This window comes from Methylocapsa aurea (genome assembly GCF_000746085.1).
Taxonomy (GTDB): Bacteria; Pseudomonadota; Alphaproteobacteria; order Rhizobiales; family Beijerinckiaceae; genus Methylocapsa; species Methylocapsa aurea.
On record NZ_JQKO01000001.1, the window covers coordinates 440073 to 462993 of the forward strand.

General features: G+C 59.5%; 34 protein-coding genes and 2 tRNA genes. 3 read left to right on the forward strand and 33 right to left on the reverse strand.

The genetic code is table 11. The features are described 5' to 3' along the window. Window positions 1-253: 253 nt before the first annotated feature. From DL86_RS02015 to DL86_RS02040, 6 genes are all read right to left on the reverse strand, one after another. Window positions 254-330 (reverse strand) — tRNA-Arg (locus tag DL86_RS02015). Between the two features lie 21 nt (window positions 331-351). Next, window positions 352-657 (reverse strand): ETC complex I subunit, encoded by a 306-nt coding sequence (locus DL86_RS02020; protein WP_036257531.1) that lies wholly within the window; start codon window positions 655-657, stop codon window positions 352-354. Window positions 658-725: 68 nt separating this feature from the next. Then, a tRNA-Pro gene (locus DL86_RS02025) sits at window positions 726-802 on the reverse strand. Window positions 803-990: 188 nt separating this feature from the next. Next, entirely contained in the window at window positions 991-1512 is a 522-nt protein-coding gene (locus DL86_RS19575; protein WP_084572622.1) for a DUF192 domain-containing protein, read from the reverse strand. A gap of 197 nt (window positions 1513-1709) precedes the next feature. Next, window positions 1710-2276 carry a cold-shock protein gene (locus DL86_RS02035; RefSeq protein WP_036258059.1) on the reverse strand — a complete coding sequence of 189 codons (567 nt, stop codon included), beginning with the start codon at window positions 2274-2276 and terminating at the stop codon, window positions 1710-1712. 345 nt (window positions 2277-2621) lie between these two features. Then, the gene (locus DL86_RS02040) at window positions 2622-3419 is read right to left on the reverse strand and encodes an SIR2 family NAD-dependent protein deacylase (RefSeq protein WP_051952486.1); all 798 of its coding nucleotides are present in this window, start codon (window positions 3417-3419) and stop codon (window positions 2622-2624) included. A 212-nt stretch (window positions 3420-3631) separates the two neighbouring features. On the opposite strand from DL86_RS02040, the gene DL86_RS02045 reads away from it, so the two are divergent. Together DL86_RS02045 and DL86_RS02050 are read left to right on the forward strand one after the other, a co-directional pair. Beyond that, on the forward strand, window positions 3632-4870 hold the full coding sequence (locus DL86_RS02045) for an SGNH/GDSL hydrolase family protein (RefSeq protein WP_202899143.1): 1239 nt from the start codon (window positions 3632-3634) through the stop codon (window positions 4868-4870). A gap of 66 nt (window positions 4871-4936) precedes the next feature. Then, window positions 4937-6139: an SGNH/GDSL hydrolase family protein gene (locus DL86_RS02050; RefSeq protein WP_084572624.1), complete on the forward strand. Its 1203-nt coding sequence runs from the start codon at window positions 4937-4939 to the stop codon at window positions 6137-6139. Between the two features lie 123 nt (window positions 6140-6262). Here the strand turns inward: DL86_RS02050 and DL86_RS02055 are convergent, their stop codons facing one another. From DL86_RS02055 to DL86_RS02065, 4 genes are all read right to left on the reverse strand, one after another. Then, entirely contained in the window at window positions 6263-8104 is a 1842-nt protein-coding gene (locus DL86_RS02055; RefSeq protein WP_036257532.1) for a carbamoyltransferase family protein, read from the reverse strand. A gap of 10 nt (window positions 8105-8114) precedes the next feature. Beyond that, a complete protein-coding gene (locus tag DL86_RS20215) occupies window positions 8115-8264 on the reverse strand; it encodes a DUF5989 family protein (protein WP_202899144.1) in 150 nt (49 codons plus the stop codon). 9 nt (window positions 8265-8273) lie between these two features. Then, entirely contained in the window at window positions 8274-8699 is a 426-nt protein-coding gene (locus tag DL86_RS02060; protein ID WP_051952487.1) for a hypothetical protein, read from the reverse strand. A gap of 65 nt (window positions 8700-8764) precedes the next feature. Continuing rightward, on the reverse strand, window positions 8765-9604 hold the full coding sequence (locus DL86_RS02065) for an indole-3-glycerol phosphate synthase TrpC (protein WP_036257533.1): 840 nt from the start codon (window positions 9602-9604) through the stop codon (window positions 8765-8767). A 675-nt stretch (window positions 9605-10279) separates the two neighbouring features. Between DL86_RS02065 and DL86_RS02075 the strand changes: the two genes are divergently transcribed. Beyond that, window positions 10280-10729, forward strand: a complete 450-nt coding sequence (locus DL86_RS02075; RefSeq protein WP_036257535.1) for an RrF2 family transcriptional regulator — start codon at window positions 10280-10282, stop codon at window positions 10727-10729. Window positions 10730-10870: 141 nt separating this feature from the next. Here the strand turns inward: DL86_RS02075 and DL86_RS02080 are convergent, their stop codons facing one another. From DL86_RS02080 to rpsJ, 23 genes are all read right to left on the reverse strand, one after another. After that, complete coding sequence (locus DL86_RS02080) at window positions 10871-11452, reverse strand: adenylate kinase (protein WP_036257536.1); 582 nt, start codon at window positions 11450-11452, stop codon at window positions 10871-10873. After that, window positions 11449-12783, reverse strand: coding sequence for a preprotein translocase subunit SecY (secY, locus tag DL86_RS02085; protein WP_036257537.1), 1335 nt, complete (start codon window positions 12781-12783; stop codon window positions 11449-11451). Before secY ends, DL86_RS02080 begins: the two co-directional genes overlap by 4 nt. Window positions 12784-12992: 209 nt before the next feature. Then, window positions 12993-13487, reverse strand: coding sequence for a 50S ribosomal protein L15 (gene rplO / locus DL86_RS02090; RefSeq protein ID WP_036257539.1), 495 nt, complete (start codon window positions 13485-13487; stop codon window positions 12993-12995). 26 nt (window positions 13488-13513) lie between these two features. Further along, window positions 13514-13711 (reverse strand): 50S ribosomal protein L30, encoded by a 198-nt coding sequence (rpmD, locus tag DL86_RS02095; protein WP_036257540.1) that lies wholly within the window; start codon window positions 13709-13711, stop codon window positions 13514-13516. A gap of 11 nt (window positions 13712-13722) precedes the next feature. Then, complete coding sequence (gene rpsE, locus DL86_RS02100) at window positions 13723-14298, reverse strand: 30S ribosomal protein S5 (protein ID WP_036257541.1); 576 nt, start codon at window positions 14296-14298, stop codon at window positions 13723-13725. An 83-nt stretch (window positions 14299-14381) separates the two neighbouring features. Continuing rightward, a complete protein-coding gene (rplR, locus tag DL86_RS02105) occupies window positions 14382-14744 on the reverse strand; it encodes a 50S ribosomal protein L18 (RefSeq protein WP_036257542.1) in 363 nt (120 codons plus the stop codon). A 28-nt stretch (window positions 14745-14772) separates the two neighbouring features. Then, complete coding sequence (gene rplF / locus DL86_RS02110; RefSeq protein WP_036257544.1) at window positions 14773-15306, reverse strand: 50S ribosomal protein L6; 534 nt, start codon at window positions 15304-15306, stop codon at window positions 14773-14775. Window positions 15307-15327: 21 nt separating this feature from the next. Beyond that, window positions 15328-15726, reverse strand: coding sequence for a 30S ribosomal protein S8 (gene rpsH / locus DL86_RS02115; RefSeq protein WP_036257546.1), 399 nt, complete (start codon window positions 15724-15726; stop codon window positions 15328-15330). Between the two features lie 12 nt (window positions 15727-15738). After that, window positions 15739-16044 carry a 30S ribosomal protein S14 gene (rpsN, locus tag DL86_RS02120; protein ID WP_036257547.1) on the reverse strand — a complete coding sequence of 102 codons (306 nt, stop codon included), beginning with the start codon at window positions 16042-16044 and terminating at the stop codon, window positions 15739-15741. 41 nt (window positions 16045-16085) lie between these two features. Then, complete coding sequence (rplE, locus tag DL86_RS02125; RefSeq protein WP_084572625.1) at window positions 16086-16814, reverse strand: 50S ribosomal protein L5; 729 nt, start codon at window positions 16812-16814, stop codon at window positions 16086-16088. Then, on the reverse strand, window positions 16807-17124 hold the full coding sequence (rplX, locus tag DL86_RS02130; RefSeq protein ID WP_036257548.1) for a 50S ribosomal protein L24: 318 nt from the start codon (window positions 17122-17124) through the stop codon (window positions 16807-16809). The genes rplE and rplX overlap by 8 nt, the downstream gene beginning before the upstream one ends. Continuing rightward, complete coding sequence (rplN, locus tag DL86_RS02135; RefSeq protein ID WP_026606357.1) at window positions 17124-17492, reverse strand: 50S ribosomal protein L14; 369 nt, start codon at window positions 17490-17492, stop codon at window positions 17124-17126. Before rplN ends, rplX begins: the two co-directional genes overlap by 1 nt. 133 nt (window positions 17493-17625) lie before the next feature. Next, window positions 17626-17868, reverse strand: a complete 243-nt coding sequence (gene rpsQ / locus DL86_RS02140; RefSeq protein WP_036257549.1) for a 30S ribosomal protein S17 — start codon at window positions 17866-17868, stop codon at window positions 17626-17628. A gap of 47 nt (window positions 17869-17915) precedes the next feature. After that, window positions 17916-18128, reverse strand: coding sequence for a 50S ribosomal protein L29 (gene rpmC, locus DL86_RS02145; RefSeq protein WP_036257550.1), 213 nt, complete (start codon window positions 18126-18128; stop codon window positions 17916-17918). A gap of 13 nt (window positions 18129-18141) precedes the next feature. Next, a complete protein-coding gene (gene rplP, locus DL86_RS02150) occupies window positions 18142-18555 on the reverse strand; it encodes a 50S ribosomal protein L16 (protein ID WP_036257552.1) in 414 nt (137 codons plus the stop codon). Window positions 18556-18589: 34 nt separating this feature from the next. Further along, window positions 18590-19309 (reverse strand): 30S ribosomal protein S3, encoded by a 720-nt coding sequence (rpsC, locus tag DL86_RS02155; protein ID WP_036257554.1) that lies wholly within the window; start codon window positions 19307-19309, stop codon window positions 18590-18592. 9 nt (window positions 19310-19318) lie between these two features. Continuing rightward, the gene (gene rplV / locus DL86_RS02160) at window positions 19319-19708 is read right to left on the reverse strand and encodes a 50S ribosomal protein L22 (protein WP_036257556.1); all 390 of its coding nucleotides are present in this window, start codon (window positions 19706-19708) and stop codon (window positions 19319-19321) included. Between the two features lie 2 nt (window positions 19709-19710). Beyond that, on the reverse strand, window positions 19711-19989 hold the full coding sequence (gene rpsS / locus DL86_RS02165; protein WP_036257559.1) for a 30S ribosomal protein S19: 279 nt from the start codon (window positions 19987-19989) through the stop codon (window positions 19711-19713). A 2-nt stretch (window positions 19990-19991) separates the two neighbouring features. After that, window positions 19992-20831 carry a 50S ribosomal protein L2 gene (gene rplB, locus DL86_RS02170; RefSeq protein WP_036257560.1) on the reverse strand — a complete coding sequence of 280 codons (840 nt, stop codon included), beginning with the start codon at window positions 20829-20831 and terminating at the stop codon, window positions 19992-19994. Between the two features lie 22 nt (window positions 20832-20853). Further along, the gene (locus DL86_RS02175; RefSeq protein ID WP_036257562.1) at window positions 20854-21165 is read right to left on the reverse strand and encodes a 50S ribosomal protein L23; all 312 of its coding nucleotides are present in this window, start codon (window positions 21163-21165) and stop codon (window positions 20854-20856) included. After that, on the reverse strand, window positions 21162-21782 hold the full coding sequence (gene rplD / locus DL86_RS02180; protein ID WP_036257565.1) for a 50S ribosomal protein L4: 621 nt from the start codon (window positions 21780-21782) through the stop codon (window positions 21162-21164). The genes DL86_RS02175 and rplD overlap by 4 nt, the downstream gene beginning before the upstream one ends. Beyond that, a complete protein-coding gene (gene rplC / locus DL86_RS02185; RefSeq protein WP_036257567.1) occupies window positions 21779-22489 on the reverse strand; it encodes a 50S ribosomal protein L3 in 711 nt (236 codons plus the stop codon). The genes rplD and rplC overlap by 4 nt, the downstream gene beginning before the upstream one ends. Window positions 22490-22574: 85 nt before the next feature. After that, entirely contained in the window at window positions 22575-22883 is a 309-nt protein-coding gene (gene rpsJ / locus DL86_RS02190) for a 30S ribosomal protein S10 (RefSeq protein ID WP_026606368.1), read from the reverse strand. Window positions 22884-22921: the final 38 nt, after the last annotated feature.

Consider the following 22921-nt stretch of genomic DNA (forward strand, 5'->3'; position numbering starts at 1 on the left):
TCGGGCGCGTCGAATGGTTGTGCCGCGGCGAAAACGCGAGGAGGAGGTAAGATGACGCGTCGAAACGCAGCCATCACGAACTCCATTGGGTTCGCGAGCATGGCATTCACGATTTGGATGGTAGCGGGTGCAATGATATTTCCGGCGTGATCGCCGCCCGCCGCCAAGGCAAACCCGAGGGTGCCGCTTGACCTAGATCGCGACCGGCGAAGCCTTAAGCCAAGGGCTGTGCGCGAAATGCAGCTAATTTCATTGGCGGCCCCGGCAGGGTTCGAACCTGCGACCTGCCGCTTAGAAGGCGGCTGCTCTATCCAGCTGAGCTACGGGGTCGAGCCGATGTTCGTCTCTGTCTCAATGGGTCCATTGGCCGAGACGGGTCGATTTGAAATTATCCGAGTAGGAGAGGATTTTGCGCGGGCTGGGCTTTGGCTCCTCGACCTTGTAGTCCAAGCCGTTCCTCTGGGCATAGGCGATCGCCTCGTCCTTGTCGGAAAAATGCAAGCGGACCTGGCTGTTCATGTCGCCCGAGCTCGTCCAGCCCATCAGAGGATCGATCTCGCGCGCGGAGGCGGGCTCGAATTCGAGAACCCAAAGCTTGGCTCTGGCTGAGCCGGACTGCGTCGCGGTCTTGGCGGGGCGGTAAATCCGTGCGGTCATGAGGGCATCCAAATTTCGCGCGAACGCTCTGTCAATAGAATAACGCGAGGCCCATCGCGCAACTCGGATGGTCGGGGCAGCAGGATTCGAACCTGCGACCTGAAGTACCCAAAACTTCCGCGCTACCAGGCTGCGCTATACCCCGCATGGCGAAATGGCCCTTGCTCTCTCGTCGCGCTATTCGCTATCACGCGGCGCCGGCGCGAACAAGTTCCAGCGGCGCTTTAAGGGCGCGGTTTAGCAACCTTCCCTAGGGCAATCCAAAAAGCGTCGCCGCCGCACATTCGCCATCCGACGGAAGCGCGTGCAAAATGGCGACGCCGGGAGTCCCGTTCACTTGGAAAAAGCGGGATGCCGCACGCTGTCGCCGATCTTCAAGCCGATTTTGGCTGCGCCGCCGGCGTTGAGCTCGATAACGCCATAGGCCGGCGCGCCGGAGGGAATAATCCTTTCCGAGAAGGGCTCGGTATTTTCGGCAAGCCCGACCACCCTGCCCGTCCTGGCGATGAAAATCATGTCGAGCGGCAAATAAGTGTTCTTCATCCACATCGCCACCGGCCGCTCGGAGTCGAAAATAAACAGCATGCCGCGATCTTGCGGCATGCTCCTGCGGAACATGAGGCCTCGCTGTCGCTGCGACTCGGTGCGCATCACCTCGACGGAAAAGGGGTGCGGCCCGCTGGCGGTGACGATCTCGAGCGGCTCGAGCCGGTCGCGGGCCTCATTGATCCCGGGTTCGGCGCATCCCGGCCGGATCGCCCCAAGCAGCAGCGCCGCGAACAGGGCTAGCGGAATAAGCCGCAGCCTCGACCCGTTGGCGCGGCGCGCGCGCCCCCACCCCTTCAGCGAAGGCAATCGCCAAGTCCATTGGTCTATCACGTCATCCCTCTCACCAACCCGCTCCGTTTCGGCGGGAGGCTCAAACCTTGGCCGCACGCATTTACCCTGCCGGACTCTTGCCGGATTTCTTGAGCAACGGCAATTGCGCAGAGCGCGAACCGCCCATCCGCAAGCGGCGCCTCAAGCCGGCAAATCAGCGCGCGTGTCGCACGTCAGTGAGACATCGGCAGGCGGGCGTTGAGGGGGCGGACTTCGGCGGCCATCAATCCTTTGGGACCATCGCCGAACCGCGCGAGGAGGCTTTCGCCCGGCTGCAATTCCGCGATGCCATAATGGCGCAGGGTTTCCATATGAACGAATATGTCGCGCGTCCCGTCGCCGCGCGTCAAGAAGCCGAACCCGCGCACGCGGTTGAACCACTTGACCACGACGATTTCAAAACCGCTGGTTGGAACGACTTGGACGTGGGTGCGGGGCGGCTGCCATTCGCAAGGAAGCGTCCCGCGCGATCCGTCCATCGAGACGATCTTAAGGACCTGGAGCCCCTTCGCGCGGCGGATGGCCTCGCAGACAATGCGCTCGCCCTCATTAGCGGTTTGGAAACCATCCTTACGCAAAGTCGTGATGTGCAAAAGGACGTCCGGGCCATCAACATCAGGCACAATGAAGCCATAGCCCTTGACGACGTCGAACCATTTGATGCGCCCGGAAATTTGAACAAAGTCGAGCGCTTCGATCGGCGCCGGCGGCGCGAAATCAAGTCGAGGCGATGCAGGCATTTCATCGTCCAAGGCCACCTCCCCCGAAAGCATACGCAAGGTCCAGCCTCCTTCGCCGCACAATGGTTCAAGAAGAATCACTTACGAAGGAAATCAGGTGAATCTGAGGATAACATTCACGCAACACTGCAAAAGGCGGACGGCGCAGGAAACTGTGGATGACTGCAAAAAGAATAGGACGGCGTCAGCCAGCCATCACGGGCGCCCGCTCATCCGTCATGCTTTGCCCGAAGGCGGGATCTCGCGCATTTCAAGCGACGCGGCGGCTCGGCGTTCAAACAAATGGCTTCGCCAGTTTTCGGACTGTACGAATCGCCGCCTTAACCGCAGTGCAAGGCCAAATCGTCAGGCTGCGAAGGGCTGCAAAATGTCGCCGATATCGCCACGCAGGACGAGATCGGCTTCAGCGTCGAGCGGCGTCGGCTCTCCGTTCAAAATGACGAGCCGCGCCCTGTGCAGACGGGCGAGCGAGGGAAACGAGGCGGCGGGATAGACCACCAAGGAGGAGCCGATTGCAAGGAAGAGGTCGCACGCGATGGTTGCGTCATGCGCCCGCTGCACGGCCTCGGCGGGCATCGCCTGACCGAAGGAGATGGTCGCCGGTTTGACCGGCCCCGCGCATTTGACGCAGGCAGGCGCGGCCCCGGTGGCCTCGAAATCGCGGCGAATGTCGCCGAGCTCATGCCGCCAGCCGCAGGATAGGCACGCCGCGTAGGAGCCATTGCCATGCAATTCGATGATCCGCTCTTCCGGCACGCCGGAGACCTGATGCAAATTATCGATGTTTTGGGTGATAATGGCCGTCGCCTTGCCGCCCGCCACGAGCCCCGCGAGCGCGTAATGGCCGCGCCCCGGCTGGGCCATGGCGTAAATATCGTCCAGAGCGAATTTGCGCCGCCAGGCTTCCTCGCGCATCAAAATATCCGACATAAAGACATCGAAATCGATCGGCCGGTAGCGCATCCATGGCGAATCCTTGGATCGAAAATCCGGAACGCCGCATTCGGTCGATATGCCGGCGCCGGTAAAGGCCACGATGCTGGAGGATTGCTCGATTGCGGCGCGCAACGCGGCGCGCGCTTCCTCGAGATGAGTGAGAATCAAAACGATGGCCTCCAGATAATCGACATCAACGGCGCCCATCGGCCCGCCCCTTGGCGTAGTCGGCAAAGTTAATGCGTCTGGATCGTGATCGCAATGCGCACGCGTTTCGCGAATAGGCTTTGCAACGAACGCTCCAGTTGAGGAGACTTCGCGCGGAACGATGCGCGTTTGACCTTTGCTGGACAGAATGCCGGAAAAAATCGTATCAGCGCGTCCTTAACTCCTTCACGAGCTAGGGATTTGGCGCGCCGATGGGTCAATGGCTTTCCTTCACGCTGCGCCTTGCGGCCATTCCGCTCCTTCTCGGCGCCGCCGCATTCATTGAGCTGAAACAGCCCCTTCCCTATTTTCGGTTGTTCACATTCACCGTTGTTTTCTTCCTTCTCGCCGACATTGCATCGCTGGCGCGGGGCAAATCGCGCGACTTTCTCTTGGTCCTCGCGTCTCTGGCGTTCGGCATCAGCCTCATCGAGGCCGGCGCCAATTTTTGGGAGCCTAGGAAGGCGGACGCTGCGGCTCCGGGCGCGATCGGCCCCAAGCCGATCGTCGGCTGGGGACCGGATCATGCGGGACGCTTCCATGCGTTGAAAAAGGATCCCAAGACCGGCGCGGAGGTCTACAGCGTAGATTACACCATCGACCAAAATCTTCTGCGTCAGACGCGCTCATGCGAGAGCGGGCCGACGATCGTTTTTTTTGGCTGCTCCTATACCTTCGGCGACGGCGTCAACGACGCAGATACATTGCCGCAACAGTTCGCCGATCTGTTCGATCACAAGCAGCGCGTTCTCAATCTTGGCTTCTCGGGCTATGGACCGCAGCAATTCCTACGTGAGATCGAAACGGGCTATTTTGATTCCGTCATTGGAGCCCAGTCGACTGTCTTCGTCTTCTTGACGGCGGCCTGGCACGCGGAGCGGACCGCCTGTAAATCCTATTGGACGGCGCTGGCGCCGCGATACGCGCTCGAAAACGATCAAGTCATGTTCAAGGGCGCTTGCAACGAAGGGATGAGCCTGAAGCTACGCCAATGGCTCGAAAACGCCGCAACCTATCGCGTCGCCATCGAGCCCTTTCGACACAAGCTCACCCGCGATGACGTCGAACTCTACATCCGGGTCTTGCTCGCCGCCGCAAACCTCGCCAAAGAGAAATACGGCGTCGCGACGCTCATCCCTTATATTCAGGTATCGGACGACTATCTGCAAGGAACCGGCTTCAGCAACGAGACGATCATGAGGCGTTTGCGCGAAGGCGGCGCGATCGTCCTCGATGTTTCGCTAAAGAAAGAACAAGTCGAAGGCGCCCCGATCAGCATCGTCGGCGATGGTCATCCGACGGGGTTCGCAAATCGCGCAAGGGCGATCATGCTCAAGACCTATATTGAAGGGCCTATGTCTCACATCCTGCCGTCGCTCCGGAAGGCCGAGGCCAGCCAGAAGTCCGCCCCTCGAACATTTTCGAGCGAAACAGGTCCCGGTTCGCGGTAAGAAAGTGAGATCAAACAAAGAGCTAGAGCTTGTTTCCGATTCCGCCAATTCGGAAAGAAGCTCTAGATGAACGATCCAAGGACCCCCTCCTTCATGGCCAAAGGTCTCTTCACGCAGCTGGGCTTCGCGGCCATTCCGGTCTTGATCATCCTGATCGCATTGCTGGAAACACTGCGCTTTTTTCCATCCTTCCGGCTGCTTACTTTCGGCCTCACTTTTTTGCTCCTCGCGGACATCGCTTCATTGTCGCGCGGCAAATGGCGCGATGCTCTTCTCGTCTTCGCCTCGCTCGTCTTCGGCCTCACACTCATCGAGGCCGCCGCCAATATCATGGAGCCAAAGCTCTTGACCATCACGACGAGCGGGTCGTCGGTTCCTCAGCCGATCATTGGCTGGGGACCGCAGCGCGCGGGGCGATTCCATTCCGAAAAAACCGATACCAGGACCGGCGCGACAATCTACAGCGTCGACTACACGATCGATTCCAATTTACTACGCGAGACGCATTCAAGCGCAGCCGCTCCGACCGTCGCCTTCTTCGGCGATTCCATGACGTTTGGAGTAGGCATCAACGACGCCGAAACATTGCCGCAAGCCTTTGCCGATGGGTTTGACCGCAAGCTGCGGGTTCTTAACTTCGCCTTCATCGGCCACGGCCCGTCGCAATTCTTGCGCGAATTGGAAACCGGGATTTACGATTCCCTGCTCGGTTCACAAGCGCGGTTGTTCGTCTTCATGACTGCCGCCTGGCATGCCGAGCGGACCGCCTGCAAGGCCTCCTTTGTGTTGCATGCGCCCCGCTATGCGTTCGAGGACGATTCCGTCGTCTACAAGGGCCCCTGCAGCGAAGGGATGAGCCTGAAATTGCAGGAATGGCTTGGAAACTCCGCCGCCTATCGGAGCTTCATCGCGCCGCTCCGGTCCAAGCTGCGGCCAGACGACGTCGCGTTCTATATCAAGATATTGGCGAGGGCCGCGACGCTCGCCAAGGAGAAATACGGCGTTCCGACATTGATCCCCTATCTGCGCGTGCCCGAGGACTACTTGCGCGGGACGGGTTTCACCAATGACGCAATCATTCAGCGCCTGAGGGACGGCGGCGCCATTGTGTTGGATGTTTCGCTCGAAAAAGAGCACGCCGGCGGCGCCAGGATCAGCATCGAAGGCGATGGCCACCCGACGCCGCTCGCAAACCGTCTCAGGGCCGAGTTGCTTGAGCGGTTCATCGAAACCCAGGCGCCTGGCGCGCTGCCGTCGAAAACGCAGTAGCCAGCCAAGGGCGCTCTTAAAGCGCTTCCTGATTCAATGAGTTGGAGCATGTTCCGAGAAGACATCGGATATATCCGATGTCTAAATATCGAAAAAGTCGATCAACTTTTTTAAGAACATGCTCTAGTCGAGATCGAACGCATTTTTATAGTCGCGGGCAAGCTCTGGGTTCTGCTTGTCCTTGTGGAGAATGCAGTTGCCGACCGCCAGAAACTCGATTTCGCTTCCCATAAAACAGGCGAAGGCGTCCTCCGGCGTGCAGACGATGGGCTCGCCCCGCACATTGAAGCTTGTGTTGATAAGGACCGGACAGCCGGTCAATTCCTCGAACCGGCTGATCAATGCATAGTAGCGCGGGTTGGTCTCCTTATGGACCGTCTGGATGCGCGCCGAGTAGTCAACATGGGTGACCGCCGGTATATCCGAGCGCAGCACATTGAGCTTGTCGATGCCAAACAGCGCCTGCTCCTCCGCCGACATCTTGCGGCAGCGATCGGACTTCACATCGGCGACGAGAAGCATATAGGGCGAATCCGCATCGAGCTCGAACCAGTCCGCGACGCGCTCGCGCAGCACAGAGGGCGCGAAAGGGCGGAAGCTCTCGCGATATTTGACTTTGAGATTGAGCGCCTTCTGCATGGTCGGAGAACGCGGATCGCCGAGGATCGAACGGCCGCCGAGCGAGCGTGGACCAAATTCCATTCGGCCCTGGTGCCAGCCGACCGCCCGCCCGTTCGCAAGGGCCGTCGCGGTTTGAGAGATCAGCGCATCGTCGTCAACGACGCTGTAGATGGCGCCCGCGGCTTTTAGCCGGCATTCGATATCGGACTGCTCGAAGCTCGGTCCCAGATAGGCTCCTTGCATCGAATCGGGCTCTTTGACGATCTTGGCGCCATCGCTCCGGCGATTTTCATCGTAAAACACCGCGAGCGCCGCGCCAAGCGCGCCGCCGGCATCGCCTGCCGCGGGCTGAATGAATATCCTGTCGAACCGGCCGTCCCGAAGCACTTTGCCGTTCGCGACGCAGTTGAGAGCGACGCCCCCGGCGAGGCAGAGATGGCGCAGCCCGGTCTGCGTCGAAAGCGAGCGCGTCAATCGCAGCACGACTTCCTCGGTCACCGCCTGGATCGAGGCGGCGAGATCCATGTGCCTTTGTTCGAGCGGTTGATCGGGACGGCGCGCCGGCCCGCCGAACATCGCCTCGAAGCGGCTGTCGGTCATTGTCAGGCCGGTGCAGAAGGAGAAGTAATCGAGGTTCAATCGAAACGAACCGTCCGGCTTCACGTCGATCAGATGATCGAAAATCGCCTTGGCGTATTTCGGCTCTCCGTAAGGCGCGAGGCCCATCACTTTATATTCGCCGGAATTGACCTTGAACCCGGTGTAATAGGTGAATGCCGAATAGAGCAATCCGAGCGAATGTGGAAAGTGAATCTCCTTGGTGATCGACAAGTCGTCGCCCTGGCCGATCGCCGCCGAGGTGGTCGCCCACTCGCCGACCCCATCCATGGTCAGGACGAGCGCCGATTGAAATGGCGAAGGATAATAGGCAGACGCGGCGTGCGAGAAATGATGTTCGGAAAAGCGCAATTTTGGCTTCTCGCCGAGCGCCGGGGAGATCGCGCTCAGTTCGCGCAACAGCAGATCGCGCTGAAACAATTTCTCGCCGATCCACAGCGGCATGGCTTTGCGAAACGATTCAAAGCCGCTCGGCGCGAAGGCGAGATAGGTTTCGATCAGCCGTTCGAACTTCAGAAACGGCTTTTCATAGAAAGCGATGCGATCGACATCCTCGCCGGATGCTTTCGCCTCGCTAAGGCAATAGGCAATGGCGTTCACGGGAAAACTTGGATCGTGCTTCTTGCGGGTGAAGCGTTCTTCCTGCGCCGCGGCGACGATCTGGCCGTCGCGAATCAGCGCGGCGGCGCTATCGTGATAAAAGGCCGAAATGCCGAGTACGAGCATCCCAAGGCAATCAAAACAGAGTGTAGATGAAAGGCGCGACGACGGAGCCCTGGCTCAGCACGAATAAGCCTCCGACGATCAGAAAAAGAATGAGGAGCGGAAACAGCCAGAACTTCTTCCGCGCGCCCAGAAACTCAAAAAGTTCGGCTAGAATCGACATTGGCGCTCCTCAAAATTGCTTGGTCAGTGTGCCCTGCGCGGGGCCTGGCGGTTGGCGCTCGATCCAATAGGTTTCCGCCTCCGGTTTCAACTCCAAACGAAGCAGATCTTCGCCTCTCTTGCGCAAGAACCAGCCGAGGGGCGCAACGGCCCCAAAAAACAAAATCCCCATGACTATCGGATTGGCGACTTTGTTCAAGGCGAACCCCAATTTGAACCACGCGCGGTTCAACGGCGTCAGCCAGTCGGGACGAAGCAGCGCGACCGCCAAAAATGCGGCGGAAAGAGCTATCAGCGGCCATCTTGGCGAGCTGGCATGGTGAAATAACGGCCAGATGCCGAAAACCGCAAAAATCACCCCGAAGGTGACGCCGAACTTCCGATTCGATCCGATGGGAATCTTGCGGAAGCTCAAGATTGTTTCATGTGTTTGCATAATCCTCCCGTCGCTTCCCTTCGTCCCTATTCCGATAAAGGAGGACCCTCGCGCAGGATCCAAGCCTATTCTGGCGCGTCCTCGGGCGGCGTCGTGCCCAAGAGCTTGTGCAATGCGTCGTAAGGATCCTTGGCCTCCATGAGAACGCCGGCAACCCGCACCGCCTTCGCGCCGGCGCGCGCCATGCGTTCAATGTCCTCCAAGGTCGCGATGCCGCCCGCCGCGATGGGAAACACGCAGTCCGCTGGAATTAAGGGAAGCAGCCGCTCGGATATGGAAAGGTCCGTCTCCAGGGTTTCCAAATCGCGATTATTGACGGCGATCAGGCTAGCGCCGGCCTTGAGCGCTATGTCGAGTTCAGCCTCGTTGCGAATCTCGACCAGGGCGTCGAGCGCGACCGACTGCGCCCTTGCGACGAACTCGCCGATCTGATCTCCAAGGATGCTGACGATCAGCAAAACCGCGTCGGCGCCGGCGTATCGGGCCTCCAAAATCTGATAATGATCGACAACGACGTCATTGGCGAGAATAGGCAGATTGGCGGCCTTTGCGGTCGCAAGATCGGCGATGCTTCCGCGAAAAAAACGCCGGTCCGGCGAGGCTGAGACGCATGTCGCGCCAGCATCGCGGAAGTGCTCGGCAATCTCCATCACGTCGATGCGCGACCTGGTCGTTTTCGACAGCGGCGAAGCGCCTCTGATATCGGCGATAACGCCTGGCTTCCCGGTTGTCGTGAAATGTTCGTACAAGGCGCCGAGAAAGCCTCTGGTCATCGGCGCTTCGCCAATCATGCCGGTCAGGGCGCCCGCAGAACGCTTCGCTTTCGCCTTATCGATATCTGCTTGGCGTTGCGCCAGAATTGGCTTGAGGCGGGGTCCAATCGCCGTGCCGTCAGAAGCCGCCATACCCGCTTGACCTTTCCCGAATCTCATAAAACACCCCACGTCCAAGGGTGTTTTCGCGCGATTGTTTCGTTTGCCTTGGTCCGCAAACCTGAGCTTCGCCCAGCTTTGCGAGCCCGCCCACATGCGATCTGGACCGGCCCTTTTGTCACTTCCGACGCGCCGGAACAAGCCCTATGGCTACGCCAAGGAAACAAGACATTTTTCGCGTCACAGGCCTGGACCGGAGGCGCGGAGACGACAACGTCGCCCCTCCTGACTCGCCTAGAGCAGGTTCCGAAAAAGTTGATCGGCTTTTTCGATATTGAGACATCGGATATATCCGATGTCTCATAAGAACATGCTCCAACTCATTGAATCTGAGCGATTCCTTTTCGATCAGATGACGCCATCTGATCGGGAAACGCTCTAGCGCCCGCAGCGAATCACCTTGCCCCAACGGCTCCCACGCTTCCAGCGCCGCTCGACTAATTTCATCGTCCGACGCGAATGTCGCGCCAATGCCTCCGGCAGAGGCTGTCTTCTTTCGCGCAAAGCGCAAAAAATAAGCAGTTTTTCTCGCAAAGACTATAAAACTGGTGGACATTCGGACATCGGCTGAATATCCATAATACACGAACAAAATGCGGCCGCTTCGCGCAAGAACCTGCGCCGCAGGAAATTCCTATCGGAGTTCGAATGCTCACAAAAAAAGGCAAATATGGTTTGAAGGCGATGGTTCACCTCGCCGGCCGTCCGCCCGGCGAAGCGACGCTGGTCACCGACATAGCGGTCTCGAACGATATTCCCAAAAAATTTCTTGATACGATTCTGGGCGAATTGCGCAATGCGGGCTTCGTCAATTCCAAAAAGGGCAAGGGCGGCGGCTATACCCTGGCGCGGCCAGCCCATGAGATCAGGGTCGGCCATATTGTTCGCGTCCTTGACGGTCCGCTCGCTCCAATCCAATGCGCAAGCAAGACGTCCTATCGGCGCTGTGACGATTGCGTCGACGAAAAACATTGTTGCGTCCGGCTCATCATGCTCGAGGCGCGCAACGCCATTGCCACCGTCCTCGATAATCGCACTTTGGCGGAGATGCGCGCTCTGAGCGAAAGCGACGAAGCACATCTCATGTATTATATTTAACGCCAAAACGAAACGCGCGGACGATCGAAGCGCCTGCCTTACCGTATTGGCCGCTATCGCCCGAAGATCTCGACGGACGAAATTGGGGCTGTTCCCGGTCGGGGGCTTACCCGCTCACCGATGATGAAGTGGGGGTGGCCCTCAGCCGCCAAGCGCCTTGGCGATTGCCTCGGATACGGCATCGACCGGCGCCATTCCGTCGATTGTCTTCAGAGAGCCTTTTTCCGCATAATAGGCCGAAACCGGGGCAGTCTGCGCGTGATAAGCGTCAAGCCGCGCCTTGAAGGCTTCCGGATTATCATCCGCCCGGACGGCGGCGCCGCCGGCGATGGAATCCTTCACCCGTTGCTCGATCCGCGCAAGGAGCGCCGCCTCGTCGACTTTGAGTTCGATCACCGCGTCCAGGTCCATATTTCTGGCGCGCAGCATCCTGGCCAAAGCTTCCGCTTGATTGACCGTCCGAGGAAACCCGTCCAAAATAAAGCCGGATTTTGCATCCGGCTCGCAAATCCGATCGGCGACGATGCCAACCACGATCTCGTCCGGGACGAGGCCCCCTGCATCCATAATAACCTTGGCGTCGAGGCCAATCGGAGTCGCCGCCTTCACCGCCGCGCGCAACATATCTCCCGTCGACAATTGCGGTATTCGATACTTCTCCTGGAGCCGCGCCGCCTGGGTGCCCTTTCCGGCGCCGGGCGGTCCAAGAAAGACAAGCCTCATCTGCGCTTCCCTCGCAATTTGGCCTTTTTGACCAATCCTTCATATTGGTGCGCCTGGAGATGGCCAAGAATCTGCGCGACCGTGTCCATCGTAACGCTCACCACGATGAGAAGCGAGGTGCCGCCAAAATAAAACGGCAGGTTGGCATAGGATCTCAGCATTTCCGGCAAGAGACAGATCCCTGCAAGATAAGCAGCCCCCAGAACCGTGATGCGCATCAGGATCGTATCGATATATTGCGCCGTCCGCTCCCCGGGCCGAATGCCTGGAATAAAGCCGCCGTGCTTCTTCAGATTGTCGGCGGTCTCTACCGGATTGAAAACAATCGCCGTGTAAAAAAACGCGAAGAACACGATCAATCCGACATAGACGAGCATGTAAAGCGGTCGACCCTGGCCAAGATAAGTCGAAATTAGCGCGAGAATGCCGGTTCCGCCTTGGTCCTGCGAGAAATTGGCGATAGTCGTCGGCAGAAGCAGAAGCGAAGACGCGAAAATTGGTGGGATGACGCCGGACGTATTGAGCTTCAGCGGCAAGAAGGACGTCTGCCCCTCATAGATTTTATTGCCCTGCTGGCGCTTTGGATAGGTGATCAGGAGACGGCGCTGCGCGCGCTCCATGAAGACAATGAAGGCGACGACGGCGACCGACATGATCAAAACCGCGATGATCAATCCGGTCGAGATTGCGCCCTGGCGTCCAAGCTCCAAAGTATTGACGATCGCCGACGGAAATGCGGCGACGATGCCGGCGAATATGATCAGCGACGAGCCATTGCCAATGCCGCGCGACGTGATCTGTTCGCCGATCCACATCAGGAACAAGGTGCCGCCCATCAGCGTCAGGACCGTCGAAAGGCGAAAAAACAACCCCGGTTCGAGCACAACGCCGGGCTGGCCCTCGAGCCCGACCGAAATGCCATAGGCTTGGAACGCCGCGAGCACGACGGTCAGATATCGCGTATATTGATTGATGACCTTACGCCCGGACTCGCCTTCCTTTTTCAAGGCCTCCAGCGTCGGGAAAACCGAAGTCAGAAGCTGAATGATAATAGAAGCCGATATATAGGGCATGATGTTCAGGGCGAAAATCGCCATGCGCTGCACGGCGCCGCCCGCGAACATGTTGAATAATTCGAGCACGCCCTGCTTGCTGCCGGTGAAATTGGCTTCAAACACAACGGGATCGATGCCCGGCAGGGGGATATAGGTGCCCAGCCGATAAATAATCAGCGCCCCGAGCGTAAACCAGATGCGCTTCTTGAGTTCTTCGGCCTTGCCGAAGGCGCCCCAATTCACATTCGCCGCAAGTTGCTCTGCCGCCGAAACCATCTATTGCTCCCAGGGCGCATCATATGCCCGAACTCTTGTTCTTCTTGACTTGCAAATGGCGTTTTAGCCGGCCGCGCCGCACTGGAGCCCGCCGGCTGCGTCGGGAAATTCCCTTCTTTCCCCACCCCCTGAAGAAATTCGGGTCGACCGAATGACCCTCCTCCATGAGGGCTGGCGTTTGCGTCGCAGACGCGCCAGGCCAACGAAGCTCAGGCCTCGTTCGCCGGAGCTTCCGCTTGGGCCGCAACCGTCAGCAATCTGATCGATCCGCCAACGCCTTCGATTGCCGCAACCGCACTTTTCGACGCCGCAGCAACCTCGAACGTGAGTTTCGCGCCGAGCTGGCCGACGCCGAGGATTTTTACGCCGTCGCGCGGCTTCGAGCAGATTCCCGCGGCAATCAGCGACTCGATCGTGACAACCGTCGTAGGATCCAGCTTGCCGGCATCCAAAGCGGACTGGATCCGCCCGAGGTTGACCTCATTATAGTAGGTCGAGAAGGGATTCCAAAAGCCACGCTTCGGCAATCTGCGATGCAACGGCATCTGACCGCCTTCGAAACCCTTGATCGCGACGCCGGTGCGCGCCTTCTGTCCCTTGACGCCGCGCCCGCAGGTCTTACCCTTGCCCGAGCCAATGCCGCGGCCAACCCGCATGCGGGGCTTGAGGGCGCCGAAATTATCGACAATATCGTTGAGTTTCACTGTTCCGTCCTCACTGGGTCTCGCTCTCACGCGTTCTCGACAATGCGGACGAGATGAGCGACCTTCGCGATCATGCCGCGTACGGCAGGAGTATCTTCAAGCGAGGAACGGCGGCCGATCTTGTTCAAGCCAAGCCCGACCAGCGTCGCGCGTTGGGAGGCCGGACGCCCGATCGGACTTCTCGTCTGCTCCACAGTAACCTTGGATGGCGAGGTCGTGGTCATGCTTGTGCTCCTCACGCTTCGCTAACGGCTTCCGTCTCGCCGCCTTGGCGACGCGCCTGAAGGGTGGATACTTTCAGATTGCGACGCGCCGCAACGGAGCGTGGCGAATCCTCCCTCTCCAAGGCGTCGAAGGTCGCCCGGATCATATTGTAAGGATTCGAGGATCCTTGCGACTTGGCGACGACATCGTGCATTCCGAGGGTCTCGAAAATGGCGCGCATCGGTCCGCCGGCGATAATGCCGGTTCCGGCTGGCGCCGCCCGCAGCACGACCCGTCCGGCGCCATGCCGGCCATTGACGTCATGGTGCAGCGTGCGTCCCTCGCGCAGGGGCACCCGGATCAGCGACCGCTTCGCGGATTCCGTCGCCTTGCGGATCGCTTCGGGCACTTCGCGCGCTTTGCCGTGGCCATAGCCGACGCGGCCCTTCTGATCGCCGACGACCACAAGCGCAGCAAAGCCGAATCTCCGGCCGCCCTTCACAACTTTAGCGACGCGATTGATATGGACCAGCCGATCGATGAATTCGCTATCGCGTTCTTCCCGATCGCGGTCGCGGCCACGGCCGCCCTCACCCTCACGCGCCATTTCTTTGTTCCGTTTTCAAGTCCGTTGTCCATTCATCGCGTTGGTCGCCGGCATCGCATCGCCCGCCGCGCGCCCAATGCGCCTCAAAAGCTCAGCCCGCCTTCGCGCGCGCCTTCGGCAAGCGCCTTAACGCGCCCGTGATACATGTAGGAGCCGCGATCGAACACCACTTCCTTGATGCCCGCCTGCGTGGCCCGTTCGGCGATCAACTTCCCGATGACCTTTGCGGCCTCGACCGTCGCGCCCGTCTTGAGGCTCTCCCGATTGATCTTCTCGAGCGAAGACGCAGCGGCAAGGGTCCGCCCCTCGCCATCGTCAATAATCTGACAATAGATCTGCTTCGACGAGCGGAAAACGGAAAGCCGCGGCTTGCCATAGGCGCGCTCGCGAAGCGAACGCCTGACGCGCGCCTGACGCCGGGCCGTGGCCACATTATTCTTCGCCATACCACTGGCTCCTCAGTTCACGCCAAACTTACTTCTTCTTGCCTTCCTTGCGGAAGATGAATTCACCGGCATATTTCACGCCCTTGCCCTTATAGGGCTCCGGCGGACGCAATGCACGGATTTCCGCCGCGATCTGACCGACCTGACGTTTGTCGATGCCGCTGATCGACACTTCCGTGGGCTTCGGCGCAACGATCGCAATTCCTTCCGGAATCGGAAAATTCACGTCATGGCTATAGCCGAGCGACAGCTGGAGATTCTTTCCAGCAACCGCGGCCTTGTAACCAACGCCGGTAATTTCAAGCTTGCGCTCAAAACCCGTGGAGACGCCGATCACCAGATTATTGACCATCGACCTGGTCATACCCCACATCGCGCGCGCCCGCTTGGTTTCGTTGCGGGGCGTCACGGCTATCTGATTATCCGCAAAAGCAAGGCTCACATCATCGGGAGCGGTAAAGGACAATGCGCCCTTGCCGCCTTTCACCGAGATAAATTGGCCTTCCACCTTGGCCGTGACGCCTGCGGGAATGGCGACCGGCTTCTTTCCGATACGAGACATGAACTGATTTCCTCGTTCCAGTTAGAAGACCTTGCAAAGGACTTCGCCGCCGACATTGGCTTCCCGGGCTGCATGATCGGCCATGACGCCTTTAGGGGTGGAGATAATCGTGATGCCGAGCCCATTCGCGACGCGCGGCATGCCATCGACCGCCGCATAGACGCGCCGGCCGGGCTTAGATACGCGCTGAATCTCGCGGATCACGGGATGCCCATCGAAATATTTCAGCTCGATTTCGAACTCGGTGCGGCCATTGCCATATTCCGTCGTCGAATAGCCACGGATATACCCCTCCGACTGCAACACGTCGAGCACATGGGCGCGAAGCCTTGACCCAGGAGTCTGCACCTTGCCTTTGCGGCGCATCTGGGCATTGCGGATGCGGGTGAGCATATCGCCCAACGGATCGTTCATTGACATGATCCGCTTCTCCTACCAGCTCGACTTCACAAGGCCCGGAATCAGACCTTTCGAGCCCAATTCACGAACCGCGATGCGCGACATTTTCATCTTTCTTGTATAGGCCCTTGGCCGGCCGCTCACCTCGCACCGATTGCGAACCCGCCCGGCGGCGGAATTGCGGGGCAATTCCGACAATTTGAGGCGCGCGGCGAAACGCTCCTCCATGGTCAAGGCCTCATCGTTGGCGATCGCTTTCAAACGGCGCCGCCGGCCGGCATATTGCTTGACCAGTTTGATCCGGTGCTTGTTCTTTTCGATCGAGCTTTTCTTCGCCATAAATCTTTACCTCTGGTCGCCGCGTCTGAAACGGTTTCGTCTCACTGCCGGAACGGGAAGTTGAATGCGCGCAAAAGGGCGCGCGCCTCGTCGTCTGATTTCGCTGTCGTGCAGACGATAATGTCCATGCCAACGATGCTCTCGGTTTGATCGTAGTCGATCTCCGGAAACACAATATGTTCCTTGATGCCCATGGCGAAATTGCCGCGGCCATCGAAACTCTTCGGATTGAGGCCGCGGAAATCCCGGATGCGGGGAAGCGCGATGGTCACCAGGCGATCAAGAAACTCGTACATGCGAATCTTGCGAAGGGTGACCTTCGCGCCGATCGGCATATTCTCGCGAACCTTGAACGTCGCGATCGCGTTGCGCGCACGAGTGATGACCGGCTTTTGACCAGCAATCAATCCAAGGTCGGCCGCGGCGAGCGTGACCTTCTTGGTATCGTTCACAGCCTCGCCGACGCCCATGTTCAGCACAATTTTTTCGATGGCGGGGACCTCGAACGGATTCTTATAGCCGAACTCCTCGATCAGCCGCGGCCGGACGACCTCCTCGTAATGTGTCTTCAGGCGAGGCGCGTAATCCTTCGGCGAGGCGAGCGCTTCCGCCGAAGCCGTGGCGTAAGCCGTCGGCTCGCGCCGTGCGCCGCCTTCTTCGCCACCCTTCTTCGCTTTGGTCGGAGGCGCCTTGGCGGCGGGCTTGGCCGCCGCCTTGCCGCCTTTAGCGGCGCCCTTGCCGCCGCCCTTGCCGGACTTTGACTCAGCCATCGATCACATCTCCAGAACGCTTGGCGACGCGGACCTTACGGCCGTCATCGAGAATCTTGAAACCAATCCGGGTCGCTTTTCCATCCTTGGGATCGGCGAGCGCAAGATTGGACAAATGAATGGTCGCCTCTTTCGTGACGATCCCGGCTTCCTGTTTCGCGGTCTGTCCCTGGTGGCGCTTAACGAGGTTGATCCCCTTCACGACCGCGCGATCTTCCTTTGGCTTGACCTGCAGCACTTCGCCGGAACGTCCCTTGTCGCGGCCGACGAGGACGATCACTCTGTCGCCCTTCTTGATCTTTGCCGCCATCACAATACCTCCGGCGCAAGCGAGATGATCTTCATTTGGTTGCGGGCGCGCAATTCGCGCGGCACCGGTCCAAAGATGCGGGTGCCGATCGGCTCCGACTGGTTGTTGATCAGGACCGCTGCATTAGAATCGAACCGGATGACCGATCCATCTGCGCGCTTGATGTCCTTCGCTGTGCGAACCACCACCGCCTTCATCACGTCGCCCTTCTTGACGCGCCCGCGCGGAATAGCTTCCTTGATCGAGACGACGATAATGTCGCCGACCCCGGCATATTTCCGCTTCGAGCCGCCAAGCACCTTGATGCACATCACGCGGCGCGCGCCGGAATTATCCGCGACGTCGAGATTAGTCTGCATCTGAATCATCGTTTCATACCTTTCGTCTCAGATCGGTTTCCAGCCGGAGCCTCCGGCGTCGGACTACGTCTGAAGGAGGCCCCGCCCCCCATCGCGTCTAAACAGCTCCAAACCTCGGAGCCCCGCAAGTCGTCGAACAGCTTCAGGCTTTTTCGGCGGCGCTGACCACGATCCACCGCTTCAATTTCGAGATCGGCTTCGTCTCTTCGATTGAGACCGCATCTCCAATCTTGAACGCTTTGGTCTCGTCATGGGCGTGATAATTCTTCGACCGCCGCACCGTCTTCTTCAAAAGCGGATGCGTGAAACGGCGCTCGACCTTCACGACAATGGTCTTTTCCTGCTTGTCGCTCACGACGACGCCCTGGAGAATTCGCTTCGGCATAGTCTCTCTAACCTATCTTTCAAACCCTGCGGTCGACGCTCACAAATCTATTTCGCGGACTGCAGCCGCGCCTGCGCCGCAAGCGACTTCACCCGGGCGATGTCGCGGCGCACCACGCGAACCCGCGCCGTATTTTCGAGCTGCCCCGTCGCCCTCTGAAAACGAAGATTGAACTGCTCTTTCTTGAGGTTCAAAATCTCTTGCTCGAGCTGATCGCGGGACATGACCTTGAGATCGGACAAACGCTGCTTGGCCTTCATGATGACGCCCTTTCTACTCGGCAATTCGCTGGATGAACCGCGTCTTGATCGGCAGTTTCGCCGCGGCGAGGAGAAGCGCCTCGCGGGCGAGTTCGACTGGAACGCCATCGAGTTCAAACATGATCCTGCCCGGCGCGACGCGGACAGCCCATAATTCCGGCGCGCCCTTGCCCTTACCCATACGAACCTCGGTCGGCTTCTTAGAAACCGGCACATCGGGAAAGATCCGGATCCAAACGCGCCCGGCGCGCCGCATGTGCCGAGTCATCGCCCGCCGAGCGGCTTCGATCTGGCGCGCGGTGATCCGCTCCGGCTCGAGCGCTTTCAGACCGAATTGCCCGAAATTCAGCTCGAAACCGCCTTTCGAGGCGCCGTGAATGCGGCCCTTGAAGGCTTTCCGAAATTTTGTGCGCTTGGGTTGCAGCATGGTTTAAAACTCTCAGTGGATTCGCGTCGCTCGATTAGGCGACATCGCGGTCGCGCCGGCGTCTTTCGCCGCCGCCGCCGGAATGATCCTGCTCGCTCATCTTCTTGTCTTGCGCCATTGGATCATGTTCGAGAATCTCGCCCTTGAAGATCCAAACCTTGATGCCGCAGGTGCCATAGGCGGTATGCGCGGTCGCGGTGCCGTAATCGACATCCGCGCGCAACGTATGCAACGGCACGCGGCCCTCGCGATACCACTCGAGCCGAGCGATTTCAGCGCCGCCAAGGCGACCCGAGCAATTGATGCGAATGCCTTCCGCGCCAAGCCGCATGGCCGATTGCACCGCTCGCTTCATCGCGCGCCGGAATGCGACGCGGCGCTCAAGCTGCTGAGCAATCGAATCGGCGACCAAAGTCGCGTCAATCTCGGGCTTGCGCACTTCGACGATATTGATGAGGACCTCGGAGTCCGTCATCTTCGCCACCAGCTTGCGGATCTTGTCGATATCGGCGCCCTTCTTGCCGATGACGACGCCCGGCCGCGCCGAATGAATCGTCACGCGGCACTTCTTGTGCGGCCGTTCGATGATGATCTTCGAGACAGCCGCCTGCTTCAGGCTCTTCATGAGAACCTCGCGGATTCCCATGTCCTCATGCAGCAACTTGCCATATTCGGCCTTGCCCGCGAACCAGCGCGAATCCCAGGTCCGGTTAATGCCCAGCCGAAGGCCAATCGGGTTGACTTTCTGTCCCATCTTCTCTCCTCAGGCCCCCACCGCCGCGGCGCCGACTTCGCGCAAGATGATCGTCAAATGCGAGAACGGCTTCTCGATGCGGCCGGAGCGCCCCCGAGCGCGCGGGCTGAACCGCTTCATCACCAGGGCCTTACCGACATAGGCCTCCGCGACGACGAGATCGTCGACATCGAGGCTGTGGTTATTTTCGGCATTGGCGATCGCGCTCTCCAACGTCTTCTTCACATCGAACGCGATGCGCTTGCGCGAAAACTCGAGATCCGCCAAGGCGGACTCCACCTTCTTGCCGCGGATCAGCTGCGCCAAGAGATTCAATTTCTGCGGGCTCACCCGCATCATCCTGGCGACCGCCTTGGCTTCGTTGGCTTTCAGCGCCCGCGGCGTTTTCTCCTTGGACATGATCAGCCTCTCCTGGCTTTTTTGTCCGCCGTATGACCATGGAAGGTCCGCGTCGGAGAAAACTCGCCAAACTTATGGCCGATCATTTCTTCGGTGACGTTCACGGGCACATGCTTATGCCCATTGTAGACGCCAAAGGTCAGGCCGACGAATTGCGGTAGGATCGTAGAGCGCCGGCTCCAGATCTTGATGATTTCGGAGCGGCCGGAGCTCCGCGTGGCATCCGCCTTTTTCAGCAAATAGCCGTCGACGAAGGGGCCCTTCCAGATCGAACGAGCCATGATCAGCCCTTCTTCTTGCTTTTGTGACGCGAGGTCACGATGAATTTCGTGGTGGATTTGTTCGACCGAGTCTTCTTGCCCTTGGTCGGCTTGCCCCATGGGGTCACCGGATGCCGGCCACCCGAGGTGCGGCCTTCGCCGCCGCCATGCGGATGATCGACCGGGTTCATCGTCACGCCGCGATTATGCGGCCTGCGCCCAAGCCAGCGGCTGCGGCCGGCCTTTCCGATCGACGCGTTCATGTGGTCGGGATTGGAAACAGCGCCGACGGTCGCGAAACATTGGCCGTGAATCAGGCGCTGTTCGCCAGAATTCAGACGGATGATGACATAGCCCTGATCGCGCCCAACAACCTGAGCATAGGTTCCGGCCGAGCGCACCATCGCGGCGCCCTTGCCGATCTTCATCTCGATGTTGTGGACGATCGTGCCGACCGGCATATTGGCGAGCGCCATTGCATTACCGGGCTTTACGTCGACCTGCATTCCCGACACCACCTCATCGCCGACGCCAAGGCGCTGCGGCGCGATGATATAGGCCTGCTCTCCATCGGCGTAGCGAATGAGCGCGATGAACGAAGTCCGGTTCGGATCATATTCGATCCGCTCCACTTTCGCCGGAACGTCGAGCTTGCGCCGCTTGAAATCGATGATCCGATAGGTCTGCTTATGCCCGCCGCCACGAAACCGGACCGTGACCCGCCCAGTATTATTGCGCCCGCCGGCCGACGATTTCCCCTCGGTCAGCTGCTTCAGCGGCTTGCCCTTGTAGAGATCGCTGCGATCGACGATCACGAGCTGGCGAAGGCTCGGCGTGATCGGTTTGAACGTCTTAAGTGCCATAGGCGCAATCCTCAGATGGAGCTCAAAGCCCGGTCGTGACGTCGATCTTATGGCCCTCGGCGAGGGTCACGACCGCCTTCTTTACGTCCGACTGGACGCCCCGCGTGCCTTTGAATACTTTTCTTTTGCCCTTGCGGATGAGCGTATTGACGCCCACGACTTTCACATCGAACAAACGCTCGACGGCCGCCTTGATCTCCGGTTTCGTCGCGGTCTTTGCGACCTTGAAGATGACCTGGTTCGCTTCCGACGCGAAGGTCGCCTTCTCGGTGATGACCGGAGCGACGATCACGTCGTAATGATGCGCGTCGAGCGCGAGTTTCACCTGACTCATTTGAAACGCGCCTCCAATGCGTCGATGGCCGCCTTGGTCAAAACCAGCTTTTCGCGACGCAGAATATCGTAGACATTGATGCCCTGAACGGGCAGCACGTCGATTTGCGGTATGTTGCGCGCCGCCAACCGGAAATTCGCCTCGGGCTCCGCGCCATCGATGATCAGGGCGTTGGTCAAGCCAAGCTTGGCGAAACTGGCCTTGAGCCCCTTTGTCTTGGCGTCGGCAACCCGCGCCTCCGCCCAAACGATGATCCCGCCATCCTGAGCCTTGGCCGACAGCGCATGCTTGAGCGCGAGCGCCCGAACCTTCTTCGGCAGATCATGCGCGTGCGAGCGCACCACCGGACCGAAGGCCCGGCCGCCGCCGCGGAACTGCGGCACCCGCGCCGACCCATGCCGCGCCGAGCCGGTGCCCTTCTGTTTGTATAGTTTCTTGCCGGTCCGCCAAATCTCGGAACGGCCAAGAGTCTTATGCGTGCCGGCGCGCCGCTTGGCGAGCTGATAGCGCACCATGCGGGCGATCAGGTCCTCGCGCGGGACAAGGCCAAAAATGGCGTCGTCGAGCTCAATCGAGCCGGCGTTTTCGCCTTCAAGGGAAGTGATGTCGATCTTCACGCGCCCGCCTCCGTCGCCGCAGCCGCTTCGCCCGTCAAACGATATTTGCCGGGCAGCGGCGCCTCTTTCGGAAGGGCCTTCTTGACCGCATCGCGAACATAGATCCACCCGCCGGCGACGCCGGGCACGGCGCCTTCCACCAGGATCAGGCCGCGCTCGCTGTCGAGCTGAACGACGCGCAGATTCAACGTCGTAACCCTCTCGGTCCCCATATGGCCCGCCATTTTCTTGTTCTTGAAAGTCTTGCCGGGGTCTTGCCGGCCGCCGGTCGAACCATGCGAGCGGTGCGAAATCGACACGCCATGGGTCGCTCGCAAACCGCCGAAATTCCACCGCTTCATGGCGCCGGCGAAGCCCTTGCCGGTGCTTGTGCCGGTCACGTCGACGAATTGTCCAACGACGAAATGATCCGCGGTGATTTCGGCGCCGACAGGAAGCAAGCCGTCGTCCTCGACGCGAAATTCGGCAAGCTTGAGTTTCGGCTCGACCTTCGCCACGCCGAAACGGCCCCGCTCGGCCTTCGACACATTCTTCACCTTGGCCCGGCCGATGCCGAGCTGAAGAGCGGTGTAGCCGTTCTGCTCCTTGGTCCGATGCGCGACGACCTGACAGCCCTCGACCTTCAAAACCGTGACTGGCACGTGCTCGCCAACGTCAGTGAAGACGCGGGTCATGCCGAGTTTTTGCGCGATGACGCCTGACCGCATGGTTCAATCCTTCAAGACCACCTTCAAAACCCGGCGGCGAACCGCAACCCAAAGGTTTTGTCTCAATTCCAAAAGCCCGCTTGCGCTAGAGCTTGATCTCCACATCGACGCCCGCAGCCAGATCGAGCTTCATCAAAGCGTCAACCGTCTGCGGGGTCGGATCGACGATGTCGAGCACCCGCTTATGAGTCCGGATCTCGAACTGTTCGCGCGATTTCTTGTCGACATGCGGCGACCGATTCACCGTGAATTTTTCGATCTTCGTCGGCAGCGGAATCGGACCACGAACCTGCGCTCCCGTCCGCTTGGCCGTCGAAACGATCTCTTTCGTCGAAGAATCAAGGATTCGATGATCGAATGCCTTGAGACGAATGCGGATATTCTGGCCGTTCATCAGTTCGTTCCCTGCCGGCCGGCTTCGGCTCTGCACCG